The following is a 26,195-nucleotide window of genomic DNA, read 5'->3' on the forward strand; positions in this document are numbered from 1 at the left end:
ATGACACCTCCTAGACAGACAGTAGGTATTCGCCCATATTTCATCTTATGCCGAACGTTTGTCCATTGTGTCATATGGTCAAGTTATAATTTTAGTTGATTTTTATAACGGAGTGAGTTTTTTGTCCATCATAAAACCTATATAAAAAGCCTTGTGATCCTCAACGGATTACAAGGCTAAAAATATATTATTCATCTTTAAAAGAATCTGCATAGGCGTCTCTTGTATTGCCATCATGTGACCAAGGCTTCACACCAGTTGTATGTGCTGCACGTCCGATCATATGAGCAGATACAGGAGCTGTAAGCAAAATAAAAATAATTCCTAGTATTAACTTCCCACTTACAATCCCGTGCTCGACATATAGAAAGATAAACGCACCGATCATAATACCGGAAATCCCTAATGTTGCCGCCTTAGTGGAGGCGTGCAGACGGGTGTATACATCCGGGAAGCGAATGACACCAATAGAAGCCGATAACACGAAAAATGTTCCGATCACAAGAAATAAGATAATAATGATTTGCATGATGAATTCAATCGTCGTCCCTGTCAATGATAACACCCTTTTCTAAATATTTTGCTAACGCAATCGTTCCGATGAATAATAAGACGCCAATTAATAAGATAACATCATTTAAACGTGTAGTGCCAAGTAAAATCGCAACGAGACCAGCCATTCCCATCAAGTTAATCCCAATTGCATCCAATGCGACAGCTCTGTCTGGGTTAGTAGGTCCCTTGACCACGCGATATAAAAGTAAGGAAATCGATATGGTGATGACAATCATACAAACAATTGTAATCATATTGATGATATCATTCATCTTGTCACCTCCATAATCGCTTTTTCAAATGTTGTTTTTATAGCTTCAATTGCTGTTTCGTTATCATCTATATCCATTGCATGAATATAGATGGTATCATTATTCTTAGAAACAGCTACTGAAAGTGTTCCTGGAGTGAGCGAGATTAATGAGGTTAACATCGTAATTTCCCAGTTGCTTTTTAAATCAGTAGGTAAAGCAAAAATACCAGGCTTATAATCCTTATGTGGCTTGTATACCCACTTTAATATGTCAATATTAGATATCAATAGCTCTTTTATAAAGAGGAACACCAGTTTAATCATTTTCCAGACGCGCTCCAAGTAAAACGCATCTGGAATAAACCTTCTTAACATAAATAACAGTAATGCCCCAATTATATACCCAGTCAGGAATGATACAAATGTATATGTCTCACCCAAAAACATCCACATGATCGCGATAACTAAATTTAAGATTATTTGAAGAGGCATAATGATTTACTCCTTTAAAATAGATTCAATATAGTTTTCTGGATTCATCAAGTAGTCCCCGATTGATTCAATGCTTGGGTAAAACCATTCTGCACCAACTCCGAGTATTACCGAGAAAAAGAGCAGAAATACTACAGGCATGATAAATCCTCTTGCTGCGTTTCTATTAGGGGTAATCGATTCGTCTTTCTCTCCCCAAAAACCACGAACAAATATCCGAATTACAGATAGCAAGATCAACAGGCTTGATCCAAGACCAATGATTGCAATGATAATTCTGTCCGCTTCCATTGCACCTTGTAATAAAACAAGTTTTCCGACAAATCCGCTAAATGGTGGGATTCCTGCTAGTACAAAGGCGGAAATAAAGAACATCCAGCCGAGCAGTGGGTAATGATGGATTAATCCCCGTATTTTTCTTAAATCACTAGTACCAGCAAGGTATGCTATGGCACCAACTAATAAAAATAGCGCTGCTTTGATGATCATATCATGTACTAAATAATATACAGTCCCACTAAATCCGGTACTGTTATACACTCCGATACCGACGAGCATAAACCCGACAGCAGGAATGATGTTATAGGCAACAACAAGTTTAATATTGTTGGTTGATAATGCACCTATCGAACCGAAAATCAAGGTGAGGGCTGCAATCCAAATAAAGAATTCGTGTGTTACATCACGCTCATGTACAAATATTAAGGAAAATACACGTAAAAGCGAATAAATCCCGACTTTAGTCAATAGGGCACCAAAAAGGGCAGAGATTACCGGATTCGGTGCAATATAGGGTCTTGGTAACCAGTAATAAAGCGGGAAGAGAGCGGCCTTTGTACCAAATACAAAGAATAATAAGATACCGATCGTAGTCAGAATACCAGTCTGTTCAACTTCTCCAACACGCTCTGCTATTTGTGCCATATTTACTGTTCCGACTACGGAATATAAGAATGCGATCGTTGTAACAAACAACATCGATGAAAATAGGTTAATCAACACATATTTCATCGATTCCCGTAACTGTACTTTTTCCCCACCTAAAACAATCAAGCCATAAGAAGCCATTAATAACACTTCAAAGAACACGAATAGGTTAAACAAGTCACCTGTAATAAACGCACCAGATACACCGGAAATCAAAAGGAAGTAAAACGTGTAGAAATAAAATTCTTCCTGTTTTTGACTAAGTGATTGAGGTGCATAGAAGATACATGCAATTGCGACAATATTAGTAGTTAATACTAGCGTCATGGATAACATATCTGCAACTAAAACAATTCCAAATGGTGCCATCCAGTCCCCAGATTCTAATATAACAGATCCGTTTTGATGAACATAAAATAAAATATACGCAACTACACCCGTATTGATCAATGTAAGCACTTGAGCATATACACGCACTATTTTCAACTTTTTATGAAACAGTGCGGCAAGTACACCAGCAATCAACGGTATGACAATTGGTAAAGCTGCTAAGTTACTAATCATTTTCGTTACCCCTCAATTTTTCCATATTGTCTGTTCCATTCTCTTTAGACGCTCTATACGCAAGTACTAATAAAAGACTTGTTACACCGAAACTGATTACAATGGAAGTCAGAATCAGTGCCTGTGGTAATGGATCTGCATAATGTTCGATATCGTAATCGAGGATAGGGGGAGCACCTGTTTTTAGTTCCCCCATTGTTAATATAAACAAGTGTGCACCGTGTGAAATTAGTGCAGTCCCTATAATTATTCGAAGCATTTGTTTCTGTAGCAAGTTATAAACACCTGCTGTGAACAATACGCCTGCAAGAATCGACATGATTAGTTCCATTTATTCTGCCTCCTTCTTGTTGCGTAATTTAATTAATCCGTAAATAGCAAACGCAGCAATTCCTAATACTACTATTTCAAATAAGGTATCAATGCCACGCATATCGACTAAGATAACGTTGACGACGTTATCCCCACCTCCCAGTTTATAAGAGGTTTCTAAGAAATAATCTGAAATCTTATCAAATAGCTTTGTACTATGAGCAGAGATTGCTACTACTGTCATCAAAGTACCGAAAGCTACAGAGATTACAATATTAATTAATTTTTGTGATGCTTTTTCTGTTCGTTCACGTAAATTCGGTAAATGATAGAAACATAACAGGAATAATGCAACGGTAATGGTCTCTACCACTAATTGTGTTAACGCAAGATCTGGCGCCCGGTATACCACAAATAATAAGGCTAAACCGTATCCGACAACACCTAATATTAGAATCGCTGCAATTTTGTTTCTTGTAAAGATCGTACAGATAGCAGCAACAGCCATTGTTAAGGCAATTAATATTTCATGTACTGTAATTTCAGCAAGTCCAGTTGTATCGAAAGCAAATCCATCTGTAATCCATAGCACCCCGAAGCTGCACACTAAAATAGCAACTAAAATCAGTGCCATATAAAGACGCAGTGAACCAGTCATATACAGATTAGTAATTTTAGCAGATGCCTTCTCTGACTGATCTACTAAAAAGTCATAGACTTTGTTGAAGCTTAATTTGCCAGGGAAGAAGCTGTAAATGCTATTCCAAGATTTTCTCGTGAAAGCAAGTACGGCACCAACACCTACTACAATTAATGACATGTAAAGTGGAGTTATCCAACCATGCCAGAATTCAACATGCTTTGCTTTCATAGGCTGACCATAAATCGCTTCTGCGGTATGAGCAAGGAAAGTGCTATTCACCAGATTAGGGAAGATTCCAATGATAACAACTCCTAATACTAAAATAATTGGTGAAACAAGCATACCAATTGGTGCTTCATGTGGCTTCATCTTAAGCTGATCTAACTTCTTCTCCCCCATAAATGTTCCAAAGACAAGATACATGGAATATACAAATGTAAAAATACTGCCGAACACAGCTAAATAGGGAATCGCTTGAGCTAATACATTGGCAAAAGCGATTGATGATTCATGTATCTCTAATGATGCATCGAAAAACATTTCTTTACTGTAAAACCCATTTAGGAATGGTAACGGCACACCTGCCATTGAGAATGTCCCAAAAAACGCTAAGGTGGCAGAAATAGGCATTAAAGTAGCCAATCCCCCTAAACGGCGAATATCACGAGTACCTGTTTCATGATCGACGATACCTGCAATCATAAATAAGCTACCTTTAAATGTAGCGTGGTTTAGAATATGGAATACAGCAGCAAATATCGCTACACTTGTGCCAAATCCTAGCATCGACATAATCATACCCAACTGACTGATCGTAGAAAAAGCAAGTATTCCCTTTAGATCTGTTTGCCGAACAGCCATATATGAACCCCAGACAAGCGTCAGGATTCCGATTCCACTGACAAATACGAAAAACCAATCACTACCTGAAAAGATTGGTGTAAATCGAGCTACAAGGAATATCCCCGCCTTAACCATTGTGGCAGAGTGCAAATACGCACTTACTGGAGTTGGTGCTTCCATTGCATCTGGTAACCAAATGTGAAAAGGAAATTGAGCAGACTTTGTAAAAGCCCCTAATAATACTAGCGCTAAAATTAAGCCAAAATATTCGCTAGATAGAATTACATCTGCTTGTTCCATCATTGCTTGAATACTTGTTGTTTCGGTTATAATAGATAACAGGATAAAACCACCAAGCATACTTAAACCACCAAACACGGTAATAAGCATGGATTTCAAGGCACCATATCGAGATCCTTCTCTATAATTCCAATAACCAATTAACAGGAATGATGAAATCGAGGTAAGTTCCCAAAATGAATAGAGAACAAATACGTTATCTGATAGGACAACCCCAAACATGGCAGTCATAAAAAGCAGGAGATAAACGTAAAATTGATCCAATCTTTCTGATTTGTGTAAATAAAAAATGGAATAAAATGTGACTAATGTTCCAATTCCACTAATCAATAAGACAAACAATAAACTTAACCCATCCAAATAAAAATCTAATCCAATATTGAGAGACGGGATCCAGTTGTACGATTGACTAACTGGTGAAAAGTCATTCCCTACGTGTGGAACGAAATAAATAAATACTGCTAATGGAGCTAAAAGGACAAAATAGCCAGTATGAATTTTTTCCTTCCATTTGCTAAAGAATGGGATAAAAATCGCCAGCAAAACTGGCAAAAATACTGCAAATAACATCTAATGATGATCCCCCTTATGAAAATTTATCTCGGCGCTAACTGTCCGTAATCCGGTAATTCAAGTAAGTATGTCAATGAAATGAAGTGAAGAATAACGGACACTAACCTTCCTGAAAAGTGTCGCTAACCATCAGTGGAGAACAAAATTCCGTAGATGGAAGTATCACTTTATCAATATGTAAGTTAATTTTGATGGTATCCTATTATATTCTAATCTAAAAATATCAAAGAATACAAGAGAGGAGTTCTTATCATCGGTGTTGATAAAGTAATTTTGACGAGAAATTTCCTATTTATATTATGCCAAAAAAATTTTTTTCTACTAAGGGGATTGAGAAATAAAAAAACACTTAGTCGGAAATACCGCCTAAGTGAGAATCCATTCTTATTTAATTCGGGAATTTGAGATAGTCCATTAAGGAACGTCGTCTCATCTCTTCTTCCATTAACTGTATAAATTCATAACTGAGTCTAAGTTCTGTAGCTTTTTTATAGGATTCAATTAGCAATTCATCCGATAAGTTTTCCAAGGCTTGTCCCTCCAATAGATAGGATGTCTGCTACATGTTATAGTTAATGTAGCATGAAATAGGAAAACGAACAACTGCTAACTTATCTACATACACCTGTTTATAACTTGTGTATAAAAGGTGGGAAACTATCTTAGAACTTGATAGGACAAGTGTGGATGATGTGAACAAAGTTATCCACAAGAAAAACTTTTGTAAGAAAATGTCGAACGATTTTACGAATACAGTTCGATTTTCCTATAAATATAAGACATTTTGTCATAATATATGATATACTTTCGACTTTGTAGGAGATATCTTTGAACATAATGAGAAAATTGTTTATGATAGGAAAAGATATGTATATTCTGAAGAAAATAGTAGAGGTGGACCTAATTGCTGAAAAATTTTTTACCAAATGAACATGTACAACGTGTTTTAGATATAACCCCAGCGAAACTTCGTGATATGGGAATTAAAGGTGTGATCACTGATTTAGATAATACATTAGTTGCATGGAATGTGAAAGATGCAACACCTGAAGTAATTGAGTGGTTTAAAGAGATGAAAGAAAACGATATAAAAGTAACAATTATTTCCAACAATGATGAAGAGCGAGTCAGTGTATTCTCTGAGCCGTTAGAAGCACCATATGTATATAGCGCGAGAAAACCACTCGTCCGTGCATTTAATCGGACAGCCAAACAAATGGGGTTACCTAAAGAAGAAATTGTCGTAATCGGAGATCAGCTTTTGACTGATGTTCTAGGAGGGAATTTTGCAGGGTATCACACGATTTTAGTAGTACCGATTGTCGAGACGGACGGAAAGATAACTAGATTTAACCGAATGATTGAACGTCGAATATTAAACTGGATGCGTAGAAAAGGCATGATCACGTGGGAGGAAAAATGATGGAGAAGATTTTTTGTGAAGGCTGTGGAGCCGAAATTCAAACGGAAGATAAATCGAAATCAGGCTATGTGCCAAAGAGTGCGTTAGAAAATGAACAGATTATTTGTCAGCGCTGCTTCCGTTTGAAGCATTATAATGAAGTGCAAGATGTGGAATATACTGATGATGATTATTTAAGAATGATTAATCAAATAAGTGATACCAATAGTTTAGTTGTTAAGATTGTTGATATTTTTGATTTTAATGGCAGTTTTATTACAGGATTACAGCGTTTGACCGGAAATAATCCAATCATACTTATTGGAAACAAGGTAGACTTATTACCAAAATCGACAAATAAAAACAAATTGATTCAATGGATGAAGAAAACTGCTAGCGATTATGGTTTGAAAGTACAGGATATCTTTCTAGTGTCAGCGGCAAAAGGTCAAGGCTTTGATAAGGTAGAAGAAGAAATCGAAGCGAGAAGAAACGAAAAAGATGTCTATGTGGTCGGTTGTACGAATGTTGGTAAGTCTACTTTTATTAACCAATTAATTAAACGATCTAGTGGAATAAAAGATGCGATCACTACTTCCTATTTTCCGGGGACTACGTTAGGGTTTATTCAAATTCCATTGGATAGAAAATCTAACATGTACGATACACCCGGTGTTGTCAATCGCAAACAACTTGTCCACTATGTTACAGATAAAGATTTAAAAGTGATTACACCTAAGAAGGAAATTAAGCCAAAAATATATCAGCTACAAGACAAGCAAACGCTCTTTTTCGGTGGTTTTGCTCGCTTTGATTTTGAAAAAGGACTTAAACAATCCTTTGTTTGTTACTTCTCGAATCAACTGATGATTCACCGTACGAAACTCGAACATGCAGATGATTTTTATGATAAGCATGTCGGGGATTTATTAGAACCACCTAGTCCAGAGACACTTGAACAGCTGCCGCCTTTAGAGAAACAAAGTGTAAAAATCCCAAAAGATAAAACAGATATCGTCATACCAGGTCTTGGTTGGATTACTGTACCTGAAGGAGGCATAACCGTTTCGGTTCATGTACCGAAAGGGGTGCAGATCTCATTACGTCCTGCTTTAATTTAGTAGTAAAACTTATCAGGTGTCCGCGATAAAGAGGGAAGGGGAGAAGTCATGTTATATAAACTTGGATTGATCGGCCATCCAATTAGTCATTCATTATCACCATGGATTCACAAACAATTTTTGGATTTAGCTGAAGTAGATGGGGAATATAAATTATATGAAGGAGACCATGAAGCACTGCCGGAGGTATTAAAGCACTTAAAAGAAATCGGAATCGATGGCTTTAATGTCACCGTTCCATATAAACAGGTCATTGTAGATTATTTGGATGAAATTGATAAAGATGCTGAAATTCTTCGTGCCGTAAATACGGTCGTTAATATCGATGGAAAGTGGAAAGGCTATAGTACAGATGGGGAAGGATATGTCCGCTCACTAAAGGAGCCGTATCCTAACCTTTTAAATCATGAGACAACTGTGTTATTATTAGGTGCTGGTGGAGCGGCACGTGGTATTTACCGGGCGTTAATGGGACAGGGTGTGGACACGATTGATATTGCCAATCGTTCTCACGATAAAGCGAAAGACCTACTGTCATTACGCCTTGGTGATGTGAACTCTAACGTATTAAGCTATCAGAAAGCAGAGGAACAGCTTGCGAAATATGATTTAATTGTTCAGACAACCTCTGTCGGAATGAAACCGAATGTAGAAGATCAAGTCATTCAACTTGATCAAATAAATAAAGATGCGGTGGTAAGTGATATCGTCTATCAACCGATCACAACACAATTGTTACATGATGCAAGTGAGCGTGGTGCCCATATTCATCATGGGCACGCGATGCTGTTATATCAAGGACAATTAGCATTTGAAAAATGGACAGGAAATAATCTTGATGTCGCATACTTAGTTGATAAACTGGAAAATAAATTAAGAGGTGAATAATTTGAAACTAACCGGAAAACAAAAGCGCTTTTTACGCGCGGAAGCACACCATTTGAACCCAATCTTTCAAGTAGGAAAAGATGGTGTTAATGACAACATGATTATACAAATTAGCCAAGCATTGGAAAAACGTGAATTAATTAAAGTTTCCGTTCTGCAAAATTGTATGGAAGATAAAGACGATGTGGCAGAAGCGATTGCAGAAGGTACTGGTGCTTATATTGTGCAAATCATTGGAAATACGATTGTGTTATATAAAGAATCAGAAGAAAATAAGAAGATAACGTTACCGTAAAAGAAGGTGGGAAGCTTGAAACGAATAGGGTTGTTTGGAGGTACGTTTGATCCACCTCATTATGGGCATCTGCTAATGGCAGAGCAGGCCTATCAGCAATTAGCGCTAGATGAGGTTTGGTTCATTCCGTCCTATCAACCACCACATAAAGAAGAGGCCAAAACAACAGCCAAAGACCGCGTCGAGATGACGAAAGCTGCTACTCAAGGCCACCCTGCTTTCCATGTTCAAACGTTGGAAGTGGAACGGGAAGGTAAATCATACACATTAAATACAATTCAAACATTGAAAGAACAATTTCCTGCTTATCAATTTTATTTTATTATTGGTGGCGATATGGTCGAATATTTACCCAAGTGGCACCAGATTGAAGAATTGGTGGAATTAGTTACTTTTGTAGGTGTGAATCGCCCAGGATCAACAACGAATTCACCATATCCTGTAGAAAAGGTTGAAATGCCGTTAATGGACATTTCTTCAACCATGATTCGTAAGCGCCTCAGGGAAGGACAATCGATCCGATATTTAACGACACCAGAAGTGATCGCAATTATTAATAAATACGAGTTATATTCATAAAATGTATTAATCCTTTTTCTAACAAAAAGGGAGAGTGTAGAAAATTGCAAAGAAAAGAAGCACTAAAAATAGTAGAAAAACAACTAACGAAAAAAAGGTACGAGCACACTGTACGTGTAATGGAGACGGCATTGGAACTGGCTAATCATTATGATGTCGATGTAAAAAAGATAGAGCTTGCAGCTATTTTTCATGATTATGCCAAATATCGTCATCCAGAAGAAATGAAACGATGGATTATCGAAGAAAAATTACCTCAAGATCTGTTGGATTATCACCAAGAATTGTGGCACGGTCCTGTTGGATCCAAGATGATTGAACGGGAAGTTGGTATTTGTGATCCAGAAATACAAAGTGCGATTTATTGGCATACTACAGGTAAACGATATATGTCACGTATGGATCAAGTGATATTTATTGCAGACTATATTGAACCGGGGCGGGATTTTCCAGGAGTTGATGAGGTTCGAAATATCGTCTTTGATGATATTGATCAAGCATGTTGGATGGCAGCACGAAACACGATTAGCTTTTTGATGAGTAAAAACCAGCCGATCTATCCAGATACATTTCAATTATATAATGAAAAAATAGGGAGGAACATGAATGGAAAGTAAAGAATTAGTCGATTTAGTTGCAAAAGCGTGTGATGACAAGCGAGCAGAGGATATCGTCTTATTAGACATGCAAAATGTTTCCTTAATTGCTGATTATTTTCTAATCTGTGAGGGGACCAATGAGCGCCAAGTCCAAGCAATCGCACGTGAAGTAAAAGATATTGCAGATGAACAAAACATTGATGTGAAGCGGATGGAAGGATTCGAGCAAGCAAGATGGGTACTTGTCGACTTGGGAGACCTTGTTTGTCACGTATTTCACCGTGATGAACGCCAATATTATAACATAGAAAAACTTTGGGGAGATGCTCCTCAACTAGAAGTGAAATTATAAAATGGCATATTCCAAATTAGCATATATTTATGATGTATTGATGGATGATGCACCATATGATCAATGGCAATCATTTGTCGAACATTTTTGTAAGCAAGGGAAGATGCTAGACCTTGGCTGTGGGACCGGGAGATTAAGTCATCAATTTGCGGATTCAGGTTTTTCCGTTACAGGTGTTGACTATTCAGAAGATATGCTTGCGTTTGCCCAGGCCAATACATCTGGCGTTCAATATATTCAACAAGATATTCGTCTATTACAAGGATTAACTGAATATGACATCGTTGTGAGCCTCTGTGATGTGATTAACTATATTACTACTACAGCTGACTTGGAAAAAGTCTTTACGAATGTTAGGGAAAGTCTCGTAAACGACGGATTATTTATATTTGATGTCCACAGTTTAAACCATTTTAATGAGAATATGGTCGGACAAACATTTGCTGAGATTTATGATGATATTTCATATGTTTGGTTTTGTGAACAAGGTAGAGAAACTGGAAGTGTCGAACACGATCTTACCTTTTTTCTGTTGAATGAAGAGACTAGTCACTACGAACGCTTCGATGAACAACATTATCAACGAACTTTTACCGTTGAAACGTACAAAGAACTACTTAAAAGAGCGGGTTTTCAATCTGTCACGGTTCATGGAGATTTTTCAATCGAGGAAGCAGAAGAACCCGAAGAGAATCAGCGCATCTTTTTTGTATGTAAGAAGAGATAAGCCACATGTGGTTTATCTCTTTTATATGGAAAGTATAAAATCAGCGCAATGACTGCGTTAAGTGAAGTAGTTATTTTGACATGTTGATGTATATTTGCAACACTCCGATTAGTTACTTCATGCTAGTATTGTAGAGCAGTTCTTAACGATGGCCGCCCATTTCCACTCGTGTTGGAATTGTTTGGCGAACGGATTTGGGGCATCATAGTTCAATCATTTGACGTTTGTTACCAATATCCGTTATTTTTACTATGTGCATGAAAGTAAAACATGCCAATTACCTTCTAAGGAGGAAAGAATAATGTCAAAACGTATTTTAATGGTAGTTACAAATCACACAACCATTACAGATGATCATAAAACAGGATTATGGTTAGAGGAATTTGCTGTTCCATATTTAGTTTTTAAAGAGAAAGGTTATGATGTCACAGTAACCAGTATCAAAGGTGGAGAAGTAGCGTTAGACCCTAACAGTATAGAAGATAAGCCAGAATGGAAAGAAGCAGAGGAAGAATTAAAATCAACAACTATATTAACCGAAGGACATGCCAGTGGTTATGATGCAGTATTCTTACCAGGAGGTCACGGTACGATGTTCGATTTTCCTGATAATGAAATACTACAATATGTATTACAACAATTTGCTGAAGATGATCGTGTTATCGGCTCTGTGTGTCACGGTCCAGCAGGAATTGTGAATGTTACTTATAGAGATGGTACACCACTAGTGAAAGGTAAGAAAGTGACAGCATTTACGGACAGTGAAGAAATGGAAATGCAATTAGACCAACATATGCCATTCTTATTAGAAAGCAAAATCCGTGAAAAAGGAGCGGATTTCCAACAGGATAAAAACTGGTCTGACTTTTCTGTCCGTGATGGCAACTTAGTTACGGGGCAAAACCCGCAATCAAGTCGAAGTACTGCTATGAAAGTAATAGAGGCACTGGAAGCATAATTTTAAAAATGGGACAAGTTGTGGTTAACTTGTCCCAATCCTTGCAATCAAATGTAAACGCTAACATTATAAAGGGGAGGGGAATTACATGAAGTCGATGTCAATAGGAAAGAGGGATCAGCGCATTCGCGAATATGTTACACCAAAGAGGATTGTATGGAAAACAGCAGATGCTACAATTGAAAACGAAGAGTTATTATTACAAGACAAAGATTCCCAGGTACTTATTACACCCGACAATCCAGTCATCATGAGAAACGATGGAATTACCCCGGGAATTTTATTGGATTTCGGAATCGAACTTCATGGTGGAATCCAATTAGCAATCTGGAATTGTGTCAAAAAGGGAGAACTGACTAAACGTGCAAAAGTTCGTGTTCGATTTGGGGAATCTGTGATGGAAGCAATGAGTGAAATCGGCGGAGAGACGAATGCTACCAATGACCACGCAATGCGTGATCAGATTTTAGATATCAGTTTTTTAGGAATGAACGAAATTGGCAATACCGGTTTTCGATTTGTCCGGATAGATTTATTAGAAGAAGATTGCTTTATTCAAGTTAATACGATCAAGGCGATATTCTATCATCGTGATCTACCTCTAAAAGGATCATTCAACTCCAGTGACCCATTGTTGAATCAAATTTGGGACACAGGAGCTTATACGGTTTACTTGAATATGCAGGATTATATATGGGACGGGATAAAACGAGATCGTATGGTATGGATTGGTGACATGCATCCGGAAGTTGCTACGATTCAAGCAGCATTTGGTCCGGAAAAAATTGTTCCACAAAGCTTAGATTTCGTTAGAGATCGAACAACATTACCTGATTGGATGAATACTTTTCCGAGTTATTCTGCTTGGTGGATGATCATTCAACATGATTGGTATATGTACACTGGTGATAAAGCCTATTTAAATGAGCAAAAAGATTACCTGATTGCTTTACTTGATCAAATGGGTTCACATATTAATAACAATGGAACAAACACCATGCCTAATCCATTTCTTGATTGGCCAACAGTCCATAACAAGAATGGAGTACATGCAGGTGTTCATGCATTATTTATGCTTGCTGTCGAAAAAGCTACTCATTTAATCAAGATATTAGGTGATTTTTCAGCAGCTGAACGTGGAGAATCTTATTTAAAGAAGTTGACTAAACATAAGCCAAATCACGGAAATAGTAAACAAGCGGCAGCGCTTTTGGCTTTGAGTGGGCAAGAAGAAGCACTACAAATCAATGAAAGTGTATTATCAAAGGCAGGTGCAAAAGGGATATCTACTTTTTACGGGTATTATATTCTTCAAGCAAAAGCTTTGGCAAAAGATTTTTCAGGAGCATTAGATTTAATTAGAGAGTATTGGGGTGGCATGTTATCATTAGGTGCTACGACTTTCTGGGAGGATTTTGATATCAATTGGCTTCAAAATGCTGCTCGTATCGATCAACTAACACCAGAAGGAAAAATTGATGTACACGGAACATATGGTGACCATTGTTATGTCGGTTATAGACATAGTCTTTGTCACGGTTGGGCATCTGGTCCAACAGCGTGGCTCTCGCAGCATATTTTAGGAATTAAGATTAACGAACCAGGCTGTAAAGTGATTGAAATTACACCATCATTGGGAGACCTTGAATGGGTGGAAGGTTCCTTTCCGACCCCATATGGTACAATAAAAGTAAAACATTATAAACAAAAAGATGGTTCCATAGAAACATCATACGAGGCACCAACTGAAGTAGAAATTATAAACTAATAAATCCAGCTCTTTCCGTAAAGGACAGAGCTGGAATTCATTATGGATTTAAGACAACCTTTATACAATTATCTTTCTTTTGATTAAAGATTTCGTATCCGTGAGCAGCTTCGTCTAACGCAAGCTCATGTGTTATCATGGTTGTTGGATCAATTTCACCATTGGCAATTTGTTTGTAGATGGGTTCCATTAAAGATCTGGCATGAGCTTGCCCCATTTTGAGTTGTACATTTCTTGCAAAAAATGCGCCTAAAGGGAAGAGGTTGTAATTGCCGCCATACACCCCTGTAATTTGGTAAGTTCCACATTTCTTGACAGCCTTTGTTGCGATTTGAATAGGGCCAAGTGTCCCACCTTGCAGCTTTAATTTTTGCTCGACAAACTCTAAAGGCGATTTTTTCCCATCCATACCGACACAATCAATTACAACATCGGCACCACCTTTTGTCACTTCTTTTAATGTCTCACCCATATCATCATATTCCGTAAAATTGAATACTTCTGTTTGATGATGCTTTTTAGCATGCTCTAGTCTGTAAGGAATATAATCAACTGCAATGACACGTTCTGCCCCTTTTTGCCAGGCAAATTGTTGCGTCATCAATCCTACTGGACCACATCCGAGGACAATTACGGTATCGCCAGCTTTTACTCCAGCATTTTCAACACTCCAGCGGGCAGTCGGTAATACATCAGATAAAAATAAAAGAGAGGAGTCATCCAATTCACAATCTTTTGGTACCAGAAAGGGAGTATAATTACCATAAGGTACGCGTAAATATTCTGCTTGTCCTCCCGGATAATTACCAAACTTCTCAGAGTAACCTAAGTATCCACCAGAGTCATAGTGTGGATTTGCGTTGTCACATTGACTTTCATGATGTGATTCACAATAAGGACATTTACCACAGGCAACGGTAAATGGTATAACTACACGGTCCCCTTTTTTAACTTTTGTTACATCAGGACCTACTTCTTCAACAATTCCCATTGGTTCGTGTCCAATCTGATAACCGATAGGTAGGGGGAAATTCCCTTGATATAAGTGTAGATCCGAACCACATATAGCTGTCGAAGTTATTCTAACAATAACATCCTCTGGTTGTTGAATATCTGGAAAAGAGACATCTTTTACCGCTATTGAATATTTCCCTTGGTATGTAACAGCCTTCATTAACTTCACCGCCTTTGTTAGTTATCTTTTAGGATTCCAACACAGGTCGAAGTTATACATCAGACAAAAAGAATGACCCTTTACCAATGCCAGGATCATTCTTTTTCTATTACATAGATTGAGTTTTTTTATTAGCATTATTGATTTCATTCATTTTGTAATAATAATACCCGGATTTAATCAAGGCGATCTCACCGATAGCAAACTCTGTTCCAGGTGAAGTGTTAATCTCGAATAAATAGGTGTTTCCACTGGGATCAATACCTATATCAATTCCTAAAGAACTTAAGTTTTTACCGGTTAATTCTTCAATATGACCAGGAAGACCCTCTCCAATTTGAATAATCTTCTTCTCAATTGCTTTCCAGTTTTCAGGATAATTGACTTGCAGAAAAGAACTTAATTCTGCAACATAACCACCTTGGGCTACATTAGATACGATTTTTTGTTTACCGGCAATTCGAACTAAATTAACGACTGTTTCCCATTTGCCGTACACATTTTTCTCTAAACGAATGCGGACATCAAAAGGTTTCCCGTTTTCATCTACTGTTTCAATATATTTCTGACAGATATATTTTTTCTTGGAGACAAGACCATAAAGGAATTGAAAAATTTCATCATGTGTGAGCGTTTCTTCATTTGTCTCATGAATCAGATGATAATGACCATCATCTAATACAGTAACTTTATAGATATGCTCACCTCTCATCCCTCTACTCGGCTTTAAAATGACCATTGGATGCTTGGATAAAAATTTCATGATACTTTCTGGCTGATTCGTTGTAATGTAAGGTATCACAATATCTTTGAAGGTTTTACCATCCCTAACTAATCTATACTGCTTTGTCTTCGTTCCAATCAAGTCATTCGATATTGTACTCACCTGACGTAAATAGTTAGTAACTTCTTTGTGCCTGAAGCATAACGTGGCTAGGTCGTTAAACACTGGAACATTAGTAACTTCTGTCACCCATTTATCATTAACAAGTATTTTCCCAGTTACTTGATGTTTTTCCATATCAACATCTTTTGGCGTGTAATAAATCATAGTCAACCCATAATGGGCACAGGCTTTGGCTAATAATTTATGAAATTCATTCGGCTTTCGTGGGTTCCTGACACAGCCGACATATTGTTTCGGTTTACTTCGTTTAAAGTTAAATAGTGAATTAATCTGGAACATGGATAGACCTCCTAGAGTCTGAAATATGTAAAGACACTGATGAATTTTTCGGATGTCCTACTCTAAACTTCTTTAAGTAGCTTGGATACCCATATTATACCTCCAAATCTAAAAATTAAACCGATTTAACAGGTTTTTAATTGAATTGAAAATAGCATGTAAACTTCGTAAAACAATTCATGATGTGCGTTACATTCTTAAATAATTTGAATTATGACAAAGATAGTGCCTATTTTCATGGTAAAATAGTCTTATGTAATTTATATATTAATGAAAAAGGAAGTGCTTTATGGGCAAACTAAGTAATTGTCTCAGTATGATTCAGATTTTAATGGCAAGACCGAAAGTAAAAATTGATGATTTAGCAGCTGAACTTGGAGTGAAACCTCGTATGATTCGTGTCTATCGTGATGAACTGGAGAAAGCAGGTATTTATATCGAAAGTGTCCGAGGAGTAAACGGCGGCTATTCACTAGACAGGCGGTCGATCCTACCAATACGGAACTTTAATTCCACAGAAGTACAAGAACTGCAAATCGCAATTAAATCCTATCTTTCCAAGCAACCAGATCATGATAGTACACTCGATAATGCATTAGAAAAAATCAAAGCAGCCCAGCGTGATCAAGCGTTAAGCAGCAAGCATTTTTATTTTGCCAATGACTATTTAATTAATGCAGAAGTGGGCAATGAATCAGAACATTATAAAAGACTGTATCATGCATTTAACCATCGGAAAAAGGTAATGATTACATATGAGGCGGCATCGACAAATGCTGTCACGAAAAGAACAATACATCCTTATGCTTTTGTCGTTTATGATGAAAATATTTATTGTGTGGCATATTGTGAACAAAAAGAAGCGCTGCGTACATTTAAAATTATTCGGATTCATGATGTAGTTTTGGTAGATCAAAGTTTCTACATACCTAAGGATTTTGATATAAGAAAACAATTCCCGCACTTGGGGTTTATTCGTGAGCCACAAGAAGTGGAATTAATTATTGATACACCTTTCTCCAACCAAGTGAAAGAATCCATTTACAGCACCGATCAAATTATCGAAGAATTACCTGATAATGCGATTCGTTTTAAAGCGACACTAAACGGTGAACAATCTATTAAGAAATGGATATTAGGAATGGGGACAAAGGCTAGAGTAATAGCACCTGAGCATTTGAAGGAAGAAATTCAGTTAGAAGTTGAACAAATGCTACAGAAATTTCAAAAATAATGAAAGAGTTTGAGCTACCTTCTTATTCATGTAGTAGGAAGGTAGTTTTTAGTCAGCTTTTCGTTCAACTGACACTATTATTGCCTCTATTTCCTCTATAATCAAGTAATAAACATGTTTCAATTAAAAGGGGGCGAAGTATATTGTTTGAGAAAATCATTTTCTCACGCTCAATATGTTATGGCAGTTGTCCTGAATTCGATGTAATCGTAAATAGTAATGGTACGGTCAAGTGGTTCGGAGGTATGCATGTATATCATGTTGGTGAGAAAGAGTTTTGTATTGACAAAGGACGCGTAAAGCAATTAGCTGAGAAGCTACGGTCAATAGATTTTCGTCATTTCACTTATCCATCCACTACTGTATTTGCAACAGATCAACCTTATTGCACGATCTGGGTAAAGTATGAGGACGGATTCGTCAAAGAGGTGGAGCATTATTTGGGAGATAGTGCAGAAAAAGGTTCGAAAGCAAAACAGGATTTTCAGAAACTTGACAAGTTAGAAAATGAAATAGAGATGATTCTAGGTTTGAAAAAGTTAATTGAATTCCCGAGATAACGAAGTATTTGTCAAGGGGAATATTGGTATTATCCTAAAGTAAAATAGATGGCCACCGGTATTGGTGTTCTCTTTTTTTTTTTTTGCAAGTAAAGTATTTGACGGTATGTCTATTTCTTCAGACTATTCAATATCATACGCTTATTCAGATGATTGGGAATTTATGCTAAAACCAGTTATCATAATATAAACAATCTTGTCCAAATGGAGGGAAGAAGTGATGTCAGTTTTCGCTATAGATGCATTGAAAGATAGGCATGTACTTATTACCGGTGCTACTGGTGGAATAGGATACGAGACAGCAAAAGTGCTCATAAGTATGGGAGCTAAGGTGACAGTCACAGGCAGAAATCCAGATAAGCTTTGTCAGCTTGAGAAAGATTTGCTACAGCTTGCATCGAAAAACAAAATTTGTGTTGTTTTGGCAGACATTACTAAGGAAAAAGATCGAATCAATTTGCTACAAACTGCAGAAGAAAAGCAAGGTTATATTTCTGATTTAGTCAATGCTGCTGGTGTAAGTGGAGGAGCGCCTGTAGAACAGTTAGAAACAGATGTGATCGAGCAATTGATGGATATAAACTACTTTTCAACTTTCCGTTTAACGAAGGAAATCTATCAGAAAATGATACCAGAGAAAAGAGGTAATATCGTTAACGTTGCATCATTATCTGGACTGAGAGGAACATATGGAAACAGTGCTTATGCTTCTACTAAATTTGCAATGATTGGCTGGACACAGTCCATGGCATTGGAAGCCATCGAGTATAACATAAGAGTAAATGCTGTTTGTCCAGGTTTTGTCGATACTGACATGGCGCATGATATCCTAAAGAAAAAGGCAGAGAGAAATGACATTTCCTATCAACAAGCGTTAGAAAATGCGACAAACAGTATACCATCAGGGCGTTTAACCACAGCTTTAGAAGTAGCAAATACGATTGCTTTTTTATTAACTGATGCTGCGCAAAACATTGTTGGTGAATCAGTGAAGGTTTCTGGTGGGAGTGTGTTGAGGTGAAGTAAGACAAGCAAAAGTGCTTAACAAGTCTGTTTATGGAGATTTCACTCTGCTTTTAGTCCTAATAAATATCATATTTAATAAAAGGAGGTATTGCTTTGTGTACGAGGAGGTAGGTCATTGTGCAAAATGTGATAAAACGATTTATTGCAAAGATGGCTTTCTAGATGGTGTTCATCATAAAGGTAAAATTTATTGTTGGGAATGTGATCAAAGAGGTAATATGCAAAACGCAGACGAGAATGACGAAGCATGACACCAATAACAAATGTCCAAACAATCTCATAGTAATTATTCTCAGAATCAGAGTGCCTTCTCAAGTTATGGAAATGCTCTCTGTTTGGTAGAAGACTAGTCGTGGTTGTACAATTGAAACCTTTGGTATTATTCAGTCGTATATGTATAACAGAAAGATAAGAAGGTTAGGTAGGTGTTTTGCATGAAACAATCCCTAGCTGAACCAGAAGGAAGAAAAATCTTACTAAAAGCAAGAAAAACATATGGAACTATTCTGAAACCACATCCATAGGGAGGGGATGGATATGGAAGATGACAAAAAAGTTACGTTTAAACACGAGGTGAAGATGGGATCTAAAATAGCTGTAAAAATACTTACCGGCATCTTTTTATTGATTGCTGTAGCTATACTTTTATTGAGTATCAATTTATTTTTTTCAGTTGATGGTCAGGGAGTAACTATCTTTATGCTTTTTCTATCATTTGTCTTTTTTGTCTGACTAAATTTAGTTATGATCAAATGAAACAAATGAAGGAAAGTAAAGAAGTATATGAATTTAGAGAAGATGAAATGTATTATTGGTATGAGGAGAAAAATCAAAATATCACGATAGAATCAACAATTTCCTATGATCAAGTTAAAACAGTCTATTTGGCAAGAGGACATCACTTATTCCCTAATCAACCTTCATCCATGAAAGTTAAAATCTTTCCTATTTTAGTTATGGAATACGAGCAAGATGGGGAACTTTATTATATCGGGCGAGGTATGGATCCGGTGAAAATGGCAAAGGTGTTGAATTTAATACCTGTCACGATTCCTTTAAAAGCGATTGAATTTGATCTCACGCACACCCCAATGTTATTTATGCCAGAGATAGTGAGAACATCAAAATTAATTCCTGTACCCAGAGAAGGTATGGTGGAACTACCGTTTCCTGTTCATGGCAGTTTTCCTTCAAGTCCACCAGTATGGGAACCAAATCATGTCAAAAAGAAGAAACAAAAACGTGAGGACCGTAGTAGATGGATTAGAGATGGTGCAGTTGGGATTGCGGTAACTGTCCTTTTTTTCATTGTTTTATTTATTATGCCTAATTGGGAGATACTTGAAGATGGTACATTTGATGAAGATGGGATAATACATCTTTCCTACGGTATCGTGATCTTACTGTTAGTTTTCTTGCGACATTTTATTATTCATAAAGATATGTATCCGATTTGGAAAGTCTTCATTTACGTAGGATTAATAGGGGGAACATTTGTCATTGGTGGATTATTAGCTACAATTCTGATGGAGACACCAGAAGAATTTATCAATGCTATAGTCACAGAAGCATTCTTATCAATTATCGTGATAGGAGTAGCCTATGTTGTTCATCTTTTTGTATTTTTTATATGGTTTTTTCTTTTTTTGGCCGGAGTAGTGGGAAAGGGTGACTGATGGTATCTCCCTTTCCTAAATGTATGATTGTAGGAATTTTTAATATGTATCTTTTTGTTTGGTATAAACTTTTAGGTCATAATCTTTATCTCTGACTGTAGCGTACAATATCTTCCCAATCTGATCATATCCTTGAGAAGTAAGTTCTTCTCGCAACCATTGTTCATCTTTATTCATAATGGTTAAGTTATTGTGTTGTATTTCGCCTTCGATAACGACTATAATGGGTAAGCCTTGATCTTCTGTATTTAATCCTAGGTGATAAGGTGCTAAATATACTTTATCTTTTTTAGGTAGGATACTAATTTTTCCATTTGATTCAAGAATCGCATAATCGACTTCACTAATATCAAAAAAACCAGCGTTACGAATAGCTGCTAATAGTTCTATTAATGTAAAATGACTTTTTCGTAAACTATCCATATTTATTTTACCATTTCTGACTAAAAACGTTGGCTCTCCAATAAGCAGTCTATCCAACTTATTCCAAAGGCTCAATTTTGAAATAATTAAATATAGTACGATGATTGTAATGCCTCCGACTATGCCTTGCATGATACCATCCACTTTTACTGAACCAAAAAGTATATATGCTAAAAAAAATAATGCGCCAAAGTCATGTGGTGTAAGCTGTGCTAATGCAATTTTTCCTAAAATTCGAATGGCGACAACATAAATAATAAATAGAATGATGATCTGACCAATAAATAAAAGCACAATCAATGACACCCTTTATGCTAAACATCTTAGATTATTCCTTCAATAATAGTGTGTAATAAAATTGGTGACTCATACGTCGTTATATTTCAAGATGTAATTCCCATAGTTAATAATTTTATCTGTACTTTGTAACATTAGCGGATAAATTGAATATTTTAGATATGAATAACATCATAGGGAGTGATAGCATGTATCAAGAGCGACCACATCATCTTAATCCACACCATCAACAACCATATGGTCAAATGATGGAGCCTCAACAAATGGATTATCATCATTATCAAAAACAGATGCATGAAATGTGCAAAAGTTACCATCTTTATTTTATGCAATTTCAAACAACGGAAGGAGAAACAATCGAGGGAATTATTGAAGACATAGATGATGACGGTGTAATCATACTCATTCCAGTTGGAGATATGGAAAGAGTGGACGAAGCAGAACGTCAATACGGATATGGTTATGGCTATTTTCCTAGAAGATTTCGCAGGTTTAGACGCCGTAGACTTCCATTTTTCTTATTACGCAGCTTGTTTTTCCCATATTATTATTAGTTCTTTTTTTATTTTGAGCCCATTTTCAAAAAGGTACCAGAATGCCTCTGTCATTGATGATAAGAGGCATTTTTTTATCTTTTAATGAAATTTAAAAGATAAATGGATTGTTGTGTTGCTAATATATGCAGTTATATTTTATATGAATGGGTGAATGATGGGGAAATAAAGTCCATTTTTATCTACTATAGAAACAGTAATGTGAGAAAATTAAGGGAACAAACCTACAATCACTTAAGGTGTTTAGATGAATATTGTCAATGGAAAAGAGAAGGGAAAGTTATCTCTGTTTCCATTTCCCCTTCCCTGAGATGATTACAAAAATAGTGAAGAATAGCGCACTAATTAAATAAAAAAAGCTTACAGATGTTACAAATTGGATAAATAAGCCGCCGACCGATGGACCAACTAGACTGCCAAAGCTGAAGAACACGCCGCATAACAAGTTACCCGTTGGTAATAATTCTGTAGGTGTTAAGTCTGTCATATAGGTAATTCCTAAAGAAAACATGGATCCCACAAACATTCCAACTAAAAATAAACAAGTAAATAAACCGTAGAAAGACTCCTCTAAAAATCCTGCTGCGAAAAAACAAATAAAACCTAACAGCAGTACAGCTGTTAATACTTTTCTTCGCCCCAATTTGTCACTCAACATCCCGAGAGGCAGTTGAAAGATGATAGCTCCGATTGCAAACGCAAATAATAATGCTGATACATTTTCTACTTCAATACCGATTCGTAGCGCATAGACAGGAAAGTTTCCATTAAGTGAAGTTTCTAAAAAGCCATAAGCAAACGGCGGCAAAAATGCAACCCATGCATATTTCCACGCTTGTGCAAACCGTTTAAACGTATTTTTGAAAGAGCTCATCCGCAAATCCTGTTCCGGCAATTCATTTCTAAGCGCAAATAAAAACAGCCAGCCAATAAGACTTAATCCAGATGCGAGTATGAATGGCAAGCTTTCACTAATATTTACTAGGGGGACCATTAATGGCCCGACAGCAAAACCAATCCCGAAAAATAAACCATAGACAGCAATGTTTCTACCCCGTTTCTGTTCCGGCGAAAAAGCAGTGATCCATGTCTGTGCTCCGAAATTAAGTGCGTGATCACCGATTCCAATCAATAAACGTAATAAAAACCAGAACCAAAAGGAGTGCCACAAAGGAAACAATGCTAATGAAACGAGTACAAGCAGTCCACCAGTTATAATTAATGGCTTGTATCCGAATTTTCTTAACGGTTGTTCCATAAAAGGGGAAGCTAACAGGATTCCGATGTATAAGCCTGTTGCATTTAAACCATTTAAAAAAGAAGAAACACCACTACCTTCAAAAATTACTGCAATTAATGGTAAAAGCATACCTTGACTAAAACCAGATACAGCAACAATGCTAACTAAAATCCAAAAACGAAATCGATTTTTTTCCATAATAATCCCTTCACCTTCTTACTATCCAGATAAATATCGTACACTAAATAAAAACATAATAGAAACAATTTACTTAATGTATGATCCCCTTGTCAACTGAGGGGCTTACAAAGACAATTAGCGCCACGATAAAAAAAACAGACACCCATTCATTTTATTTTTAGTGATTAATAATGGTGATTTTCGATTTATAGGACGCTTTTATATAATAAATCAGTTATATCAACATTGCTATTAGATACAATTTATAGAATGAAAAATAAATCTTTCTATAAATGATGCAAGATTCAAAACTGGATTTGATTGAATAGCTGTTGTATCATGTACGTATTGTAAATTATAGGAAAGTAAGAGGCGATAGAATGAGAGACGTTGGATTGGTTTTAGAAGGTGGAGGAAGCAGAGGAGTATATACAGGAGGAGTGCTACAATATTTAATGGAGCAGGAAATTTACATACCTTATGTAATTGGCGTTTCAGCAGGAGCTTGTAATGGATCATCTTATATTTCTCGTCAAATAGAACGAAACAAAACAGTCAATATCGATTATGTCAGCCACCCTGAATATTTATCATTCCGAAATTGGATTAAAAAACGTGAATTATTCGGAATGGATTTTCTGTTTGATAAGTTACCAAATGACTTGGTTCCATTTGATTATGAAACATTTAATAAAGCAACGGAAGAATTCGTGGTAGGTGTAACAGATTGTAAAACGGGTGAACCATTATTTTATCATAAATCAGATTATGCGAATGATATGCTTACACTTCTACGTGCATCAAGCTCCTTACCAATGGTAGCACCTATAGTCCAATATGATAACCTTGCTTTGATGGATGGCGGTATTTCAGCACCACTTCCTATTAAGCAATCAGAAAAAGATGGTAATAGAAAAAATGTAGTAATTTTAACGAGAAATAGAGGTTACTTTAAAAAGCCGCAATCATTCAGTTGGTACATAAAACGAAAGTACCGTGACTACCCTGGCTTATTAAAAGCTCTGGAAAAAAGGCATATTGAATATAATGACACATTAAACTATTTGTTTGAAGAAGAGAAAAAGGGAAATGTTTTCATTATTTCTCCAACAGAGAAATTAACTGTCGGACGTGTGGAAAAGAACAAGAAGAAGCTAATGGATTTATATCAAAAAGGCTATGAGGATGTAAAAAAACTTGGAGAAGAACTAAAAGGGTTTTTAAATAGCTGATTATTAGGGAATTTATATAATTCTTTTAATATTAAATTGTTGGTAAATACTTAGTAGAAATATAAAAAATCAAATATGTTTTAGTAAGAAAAGAGCTGTCGACAAGTCATAAAAACTGGTTGACAGCTTCTTTGCTAATTATTCTACATAATTCTCATCCATGTAAACTACTTCCCAAATATGACCATCTAAATCCTGAAAGCTCCAACCATACATAAAGCCATGATCTTGTTTCTCATTTGCGTGGCTTCCGCCTGCTTCTATAGCCTTATTCACCATTTCATCCACTTGCTCTGGACTTTCAGCTGATAAAGCGATTAATACTTCTGTTGCTTTTGTTGCATCAACAATATTTTTATTAGTAAACGTTTGAAAACGACTTTCTTCTAACAACATAACAAAGATATTATCATGAACAATCATGCATGTTGTCGTCTCATCTGTGAATTGTTGGTTAAACTCAAACCCTAACGTACTAAAGAAATCAACAGACTTTTTTAAATTCTTAATTGGTAAGTTTACGAAAATATTGTTTGATCTAAAACTCATTTTCTTCACCTCTTGATAATGTATTTCTTTCATATTAATTTATATTAGAAAAAGATATTTCTTATATTTTGCTGTATATTGTGTTTCAAATGATTCAGTAAGTTGAAACGAGAATTTGTTTCTTCCAAGGAAAGAATAAAACCAATATGGGATTGCTTGGTAGTTCCCTACAACGCTTGCAATCAATTTCTTAGTGATTAAGATATTTAAATCAAATAAGATAGAAAGGGATAAGCATGTATGTTCTTGCTTAGTGCGGTATGTTACAATAAAGTTGGATAATGTTCTTTTAGGGAAGGTCGGCTAATCTCCGGGGAAGGGGGTGATGCCTCTGGGTATGTATGAAAGTTTCATGGTGTTGTTTAGTTTTGGAACTTTCTTGATAGCATTACTCGCTTTGATCGTTTCGATGATCAATCGAAAATAGACCTCCCTATTTACCCTGACAAGTGACTAGGTGAGGCCTATCTAACAGATAGCCGAACCCTTCTGGGGGAACCGCTTATCCAAAGCCCACAGTTACCGCTGTGGGCTTTTAGTATGAGTATATGCTTTACCTAATGTCATTATAGCAATACTTTGCTGATTTGTCACTAACTCTGATAGTATAATGGGCAAATAGGCAGGAGAATTAAAGGGGAAGATGCCATGGCTGAAGATAAACAGAAATTTAACAGCTTGAAGAACTGGAGACGTCTTGTCGACATTTCACA

31 protein-coding genes are annotated in these 26,195 nt (G+C 36.4%); 19 read left to right on the plus strand and 12 right to left on the minus strand.

Features of this window, described 5'->3' with window-relative positions:
• Positions 1-187 precede the first annotated feature (187 nt).
• From mnhG to sda, 7 genes are all read right to left on the minus strand, one after another.
• Complete coding sequence (gene mnhG / locus D569_RS0106060; RefSeq protein ID WP_018931513.1) at positions 188-556, minus strand: monovalent cation/H(+) antiporter subunit G; 369 nt, start codon at positions 554-556, stop codon at positions 188-190.
• Positions 537-827: a Na(+)/H(+) antiporter subunit F1 gene (locus tag D569_RS0106065; protein ID WP_018931514.1), complete on the minus strand. Its 291-nt coding sequence runs from the start codon at positions 825-827 to the stop codon at positions 537-539. Before D569_RS0106065 ends, mnhG begins: the two co-directional genes overlap by 20 nt.
• Positions 824-1,300 (minus strand): Na+/H+ antiporter subunit E, encoded by a 477-nt coding sequence (locus D569_RS0106070; RefSeq protein WP_018931515.1) that lies wholly within the window; start codon positions 1,298-1,300, stop codon positions 824-826. Before D569_RS0106070 ends, D569_RS0106065 begins: the two co-directional genes overlap by 4 nt.
• A 6-nt stretch (positions 1,301-1,306) precedes the next feature.
• Positions 1,307-2,788: a Na+/H+ antiporter subunit D gene (locus tag D569_RS0106075; RefSeq protein WP_026287235.1), complete on the minus strand. Its 1,482-nt coding sequence runs from the start codon at positions 2,786-2,788 to the stop codon at positions 1,307-1,309.
• Positions 2,784-3,122 (minus strand): Na(+)/H(+) antiporter subunit C, encoded by a 339-nt coding sequence (locus tag D569_RS0106080; protein ID WP_018931517.1) that lies wholly within the window; start codon positions 3,120-3,122, stop codon positions 2,784-2,786. The genes D569_RS0106075 and D569_RS0106080 overlap by 5 nt, the downstream gene beginning before the upstream one ends.
• Positions 3,123-5,459: a Na+/H+ antiporter subunit A gene (locus D569_RS0106085; RefSeq protein ID WP_018931518.1), complete on the minus strand. Its 2,337-nt coding sequence runs from the start codon at positions 5,457-5,459 to the stop codon at positions 3,123-3,125.
• A gap of 391 nt (positions 5,460-5,850) precedes the next feature.
• Positions 5,851-5,991, minus strand: coding sequence for a sporulation histidine kinase inhibitor Sda (gene sda / locus D569_RS22605; RefSeq protein ID WP_018931519.1), 141 nt, complete (start codon positions 5,989-5,991; stop codon positions 5,851-5,853).
• Positions 5,992-6,366: 375 nt separating this feature from the next.
• Here sda and D569_RS0106100 point away from each other — a divergent pair, with 375 nt between their 5' ends.
• The 10 genes from D569_RS0106100 (at position 6,367) to D569_RS0106145 (ending at position 14,151) form a co-directional block, all read left to right on the plus strand.
• On the plus strand, positions 6,367-6,885 hold the full coding sequence (locus tag D569_RS0106100) for a YqeG family HAD IIIA-type phosphatase (RefSeq protein WP_018931521.1): 519 nt from the start codon (positions 6,367-6,369) through the stop codon (positions 6,883-6,885).
• Positions 6,885-7,985 (plus strand): ribosome biogenesis GTPase YqeH, encoded by a 1,101-nt coding sequence (gene yqeH, locus D569_RS0106105; protein ID WP_018931522.1) that lies wholly within the window; start codon positions 6,885-6,887, stop codon positions 7,983-7,985. The genes D569_RS0106100 and yqeH overlap by 1 nt, the downstream gene beginning before the upstream one ends.
• Positions 7,986-8,033: 48 nt before the next feature.
• Positions 8,034-8,873 (plus strand): shikimate dehydrogenase, encoded by an 840-nt coding sequence (gene aroE / locus D569_RS0106110; protein WP_018931523.1) that lies wholly within the window; start codon positions 8,034-8,036, stop codon positions 8,871-8,873.
• A gap of 1 nt (position 8,874) precedes the next feature.
• Positions 8,875-9,168 carry a ribosome assembly RNA-binding protein YhbY gene (gene yhbY / locus D569_RS0106115; protein ID WP_018931524.1) on the plus strand — a complete coding sequence of 98 codons (294 nt, stop codon included), beginning with the start codon at positions 8,875-8,877 and terminating at the stop codon, positions 9,166-9,168.
• Between the two features lie 6 nt (positions 9,169-9,174).
• Complete coding sequence (locus D569_RS0106120; RefSeq protein WP_425401984.1) at positions 9,175-9,747, plus strand: nicotinate-nucleotide adenylyltransferase; 573 nt, start codon at positions 9,175-9,177, stop codon at positions 9,745-9,747.
• A gap of 44 nt (positions 9,748-9,791) precedes the next feature.
• Positions 9,792-10,364: a bis(5'-nucleosyl)-tetraphosphatase (symmetrical) YqeK gene (yqeK, locus tag D569_RS0106125; protein WP_018931526.1), complete on the plus strand. Its 573-nt coding sequence runs from the start codon at positions 9,792-9,794 to the stop codon at positions 10,362-10,364.
• Positions 10,354-10,698: a ribosome silencing factor gene (gene rsfS / locus D569_RS0106130; RefSeq protein WP_018931527.1), complete on the plus strand. Its 345-nt coding sequence runs from the start codon at positions 10,354-10,356 to the stop codon at positions 10,696-10,698. The genes yqeK and rsfS overlap by 11 nt, the downstream gene beginning before the upstream one ends.
• 1 nt (position 10,699) lies before the next feature.
• Positions 10,700-11,425, plus strand: coding sequence for a class I SAM-dependent DNA methyltransferase (locus D569_RS0106135; protein ID WP_018931528.1), 726 nt, complete (start codon positions 10,700-10,702; stop codon positions 11,423-11,425).
• 301 nt (positions 11,426-11,726) lie between these two features.
• Complete coding sequence (locus tag D569_RS0106140) at positions 11,727-12,383, plus strand: type 1 glutamine amidotransferase domain-containing protein (RefSeq protein WP_018931529.1); 657 nt, start codon at positions 11,727-11,729, stop codon at positions 12,381-12,383.
• A gap of 88 nt (positions 12,384-12,471) precedes the next feature.
• Positions 12,472-14,151, plus strand: a complete 1,680-nt coding sequence (locus D569_RS0106145) for an alpha-L-rhamnosidase-related protein (protein WP_018931530.1) — start codon at positions 12,472-12,474, stop codon at positions 14,149-14,151.
• 40 nt (positions 14,152-14,191) lie between these two features.
• On the opposite strand, the gene D569_RS0106150 is transcribed toward D569_RS0106145, so the two are convergent.
• Entirely contained in the window at positions 14,192-15,325 is a 1,134-nt protein-coding gene (locus D569_RS0106150) for a zinc-dependent alcohol dehydrogenase (protein ID WP_018931531.1), read from the minus strand.
• Positions 15,326-15,434: 109 nt separating this feature from the next.
• Positions 15,435-16,511 (minus strand): YheC/YheD family protein, encoded by a 1,077-nt coding sequence (locus D569_RS0106155; protein ID WP_018931532.1) that lies wholly within the window; start codon positions 16,509-16,511, stop codon positions 15,435-15,437.
• A gap of 289 nt (positions 16,512-16,800) precedes the next feature.
• Between D569_RS0106155 and D569_RS0106160 the strand changes: the two genes are divergently transcribed.
• The 6 genes from D569_RS0106160 to D569_RS0106190 all read left to right on the plus strand — a co-directional run bounded on the left by D569_RS0106160 (position 16,801) and on the right by D569_RS0106190 (position 21,007).
• Positions 16,801-17,745, plus strand: coding sequence for a helix-turn-helix transcriptional regulator (locus tag D569_RS0106160; protein WP_018931533.1), 945 nt, complete (start codon positions 16,801-16,803; stop codon positions 17,743-17,745).
• A 143-nt stretch (positions 17,746-17,888) separates the two neighbouring features.
• Positions 17,889-18,305 (plus strand): DUF6438 domain-containing protein, encoded by a 417-nt coding sequence (locus D569_RS0106165; protein ID WP_018931534.1) that lies wholly within the window; start codon positions 17,889-17,891, stop codon positions 18,303-18,305.
• Between the two features lie 220 nt (positions 18,306-18,525).
• Complete coding sequence (locus D569_RS0106170) at positions 18,526-19,326, plus strand: SDR family NAD(P)-dependent oxidoreductase (protein WP_018931535.1); 801 nt, start codon at positions 18,526-18,528, stop codon at positions 19,324-19,326.
• A gap of 100 nt (positions 19,327-19,426) precedes the next feature.
• On the plus strand, positions 19,427-19,582 hold the full coding sequence (locus D569_RS24610; RefSeq protein ID WP_018931536.1) for a hypothetical protein: 156 nt from the start codon (positions 19,427-19,429) through the stop codon (positions 19,580-19,582).
• 286 nt (positions 19,583-19,868) lie between these two features.
• On the plus strand, positions 19,869-20,063 hold the full coding sequence (locus tag D569_RS0106185) for a hypothetical protein (RefSeq protein WP_018931538.1): 195 nt from the start codon (positions 19,869-19,871) through the stop codon (positions 20,061-20,063).
• Between the two features lie 20 nt (positions 20,064-20,083).
• Entirely contained in the window at positions 20,084-21,007 is a 924-nt protein-coding gene (locus D569_RS0106190; RefSeq protein WP_018931539.1) for a hypothetical protein, read from the plus strand.
• 39 nt (positions 21,008-21,046) lie between these two features.
• Here the strand turns inward: D569_RS0106190 and D569_RS0106195 are convergent, their stop codons facing one another.
• Positions 21,047-21,724 (minus strand): DUF421 domain-containing protein, encoded by a 678-nt coding sequence (locus D569_RS0106195; protein WP_018931540.1) that lies wholly within the window; start codon positions 21,722-21,724, stop codon positions 21,047-21,049.
• 191 nt (positions 21,725-21,915) lie between these two features.
• Here D569_RS0106195 and D569_RS0106200 point away from each other — a divergent pair, with 191 nt between their 5' ends.
• Complete coding sequence (locus D569_RS0106200; RefSeq protein ID WP_018931541.1) at positions 21,916-22,281, plus strand: hypothetical protein; 366 nt, start codon at positions 21,916-21,918, stop codon at positions 22,279-22,281.
• Between the two features lie 280 nt (positions 22,282-22,561).
• Here D569_RS0106200 and D569_RS0106205 read toward each other — a convergent pair whose 3' ends face one another.
• Positions 22,562-23,719, minus strand: coding sequence for an MFS transporter (locus D569_RS0106205; protein ID WP_018931542.1), 1,158 nt, complete (start codon positions 23,717-23,719; stop codon positions 22,562-22,564).
• A gap of 362 nt (positions 23,720-24,081) precedes the next feature.
• Here D569_RS0106205 and D569_RS0106210 point away from each other — a divergent pair, with 362 nt between their 5' ends.
• Positions 24,082-24,933: a patatin-like phospholipase family protein gene (locus D569_RS0106210; protein WP_018931543.1), complete on the plus strand. Its 852-nt coding sequence runs from the start codon at positions 24,082-24,084 to the stop codon at positions 24,931-24,933.
• Positions 24,934-25,071: 138 nt separating this feature from the next.
• Here D569_RS0106210 and D569_RS0106215 read toward each other — a convergent pair whose 3' ends face one another.
• The gene (locus D569_RS0106215) at positions 25,072-25,482 is read right to left on the minus strand and encodes a VOC family protein (RefSeq protein WP_018931544.1); all 411 of its coding nucleotides are present in this window, start codon (positions 25,480-25,482) and stop codon (positions 25,072-25,074) included.
• 337 nt (positions 25,483-25,819) lie between these two features.
• Here D569_RS0106215 and D569_RS24310 point away from each other — a divergent pair, with 337 nt between their 5' ends.
• Positions 25,820-25,909, plus strand: a complete 90-nt coding sequence (locus tag D569_RS24310; protein ID WP_324186986.1) for a putative holin-like toxin — start codon at positions 25,820-25,822, stop codon at positions 25,907-25,909.
• The last annotated feature ends 286 nt before the right edge of the window (positions 25,910-26,195 follow it).

It is taken from the genome of Gracilibacillus lacisalsi DSM 19029, from assembly GCF_000377765.1.
GTDB lineage: Bacteria > Bacillota > Bacilli > Bacillales > Amphibacillaceae > Gracilibacillus > Gracilibacillus lacisalsi.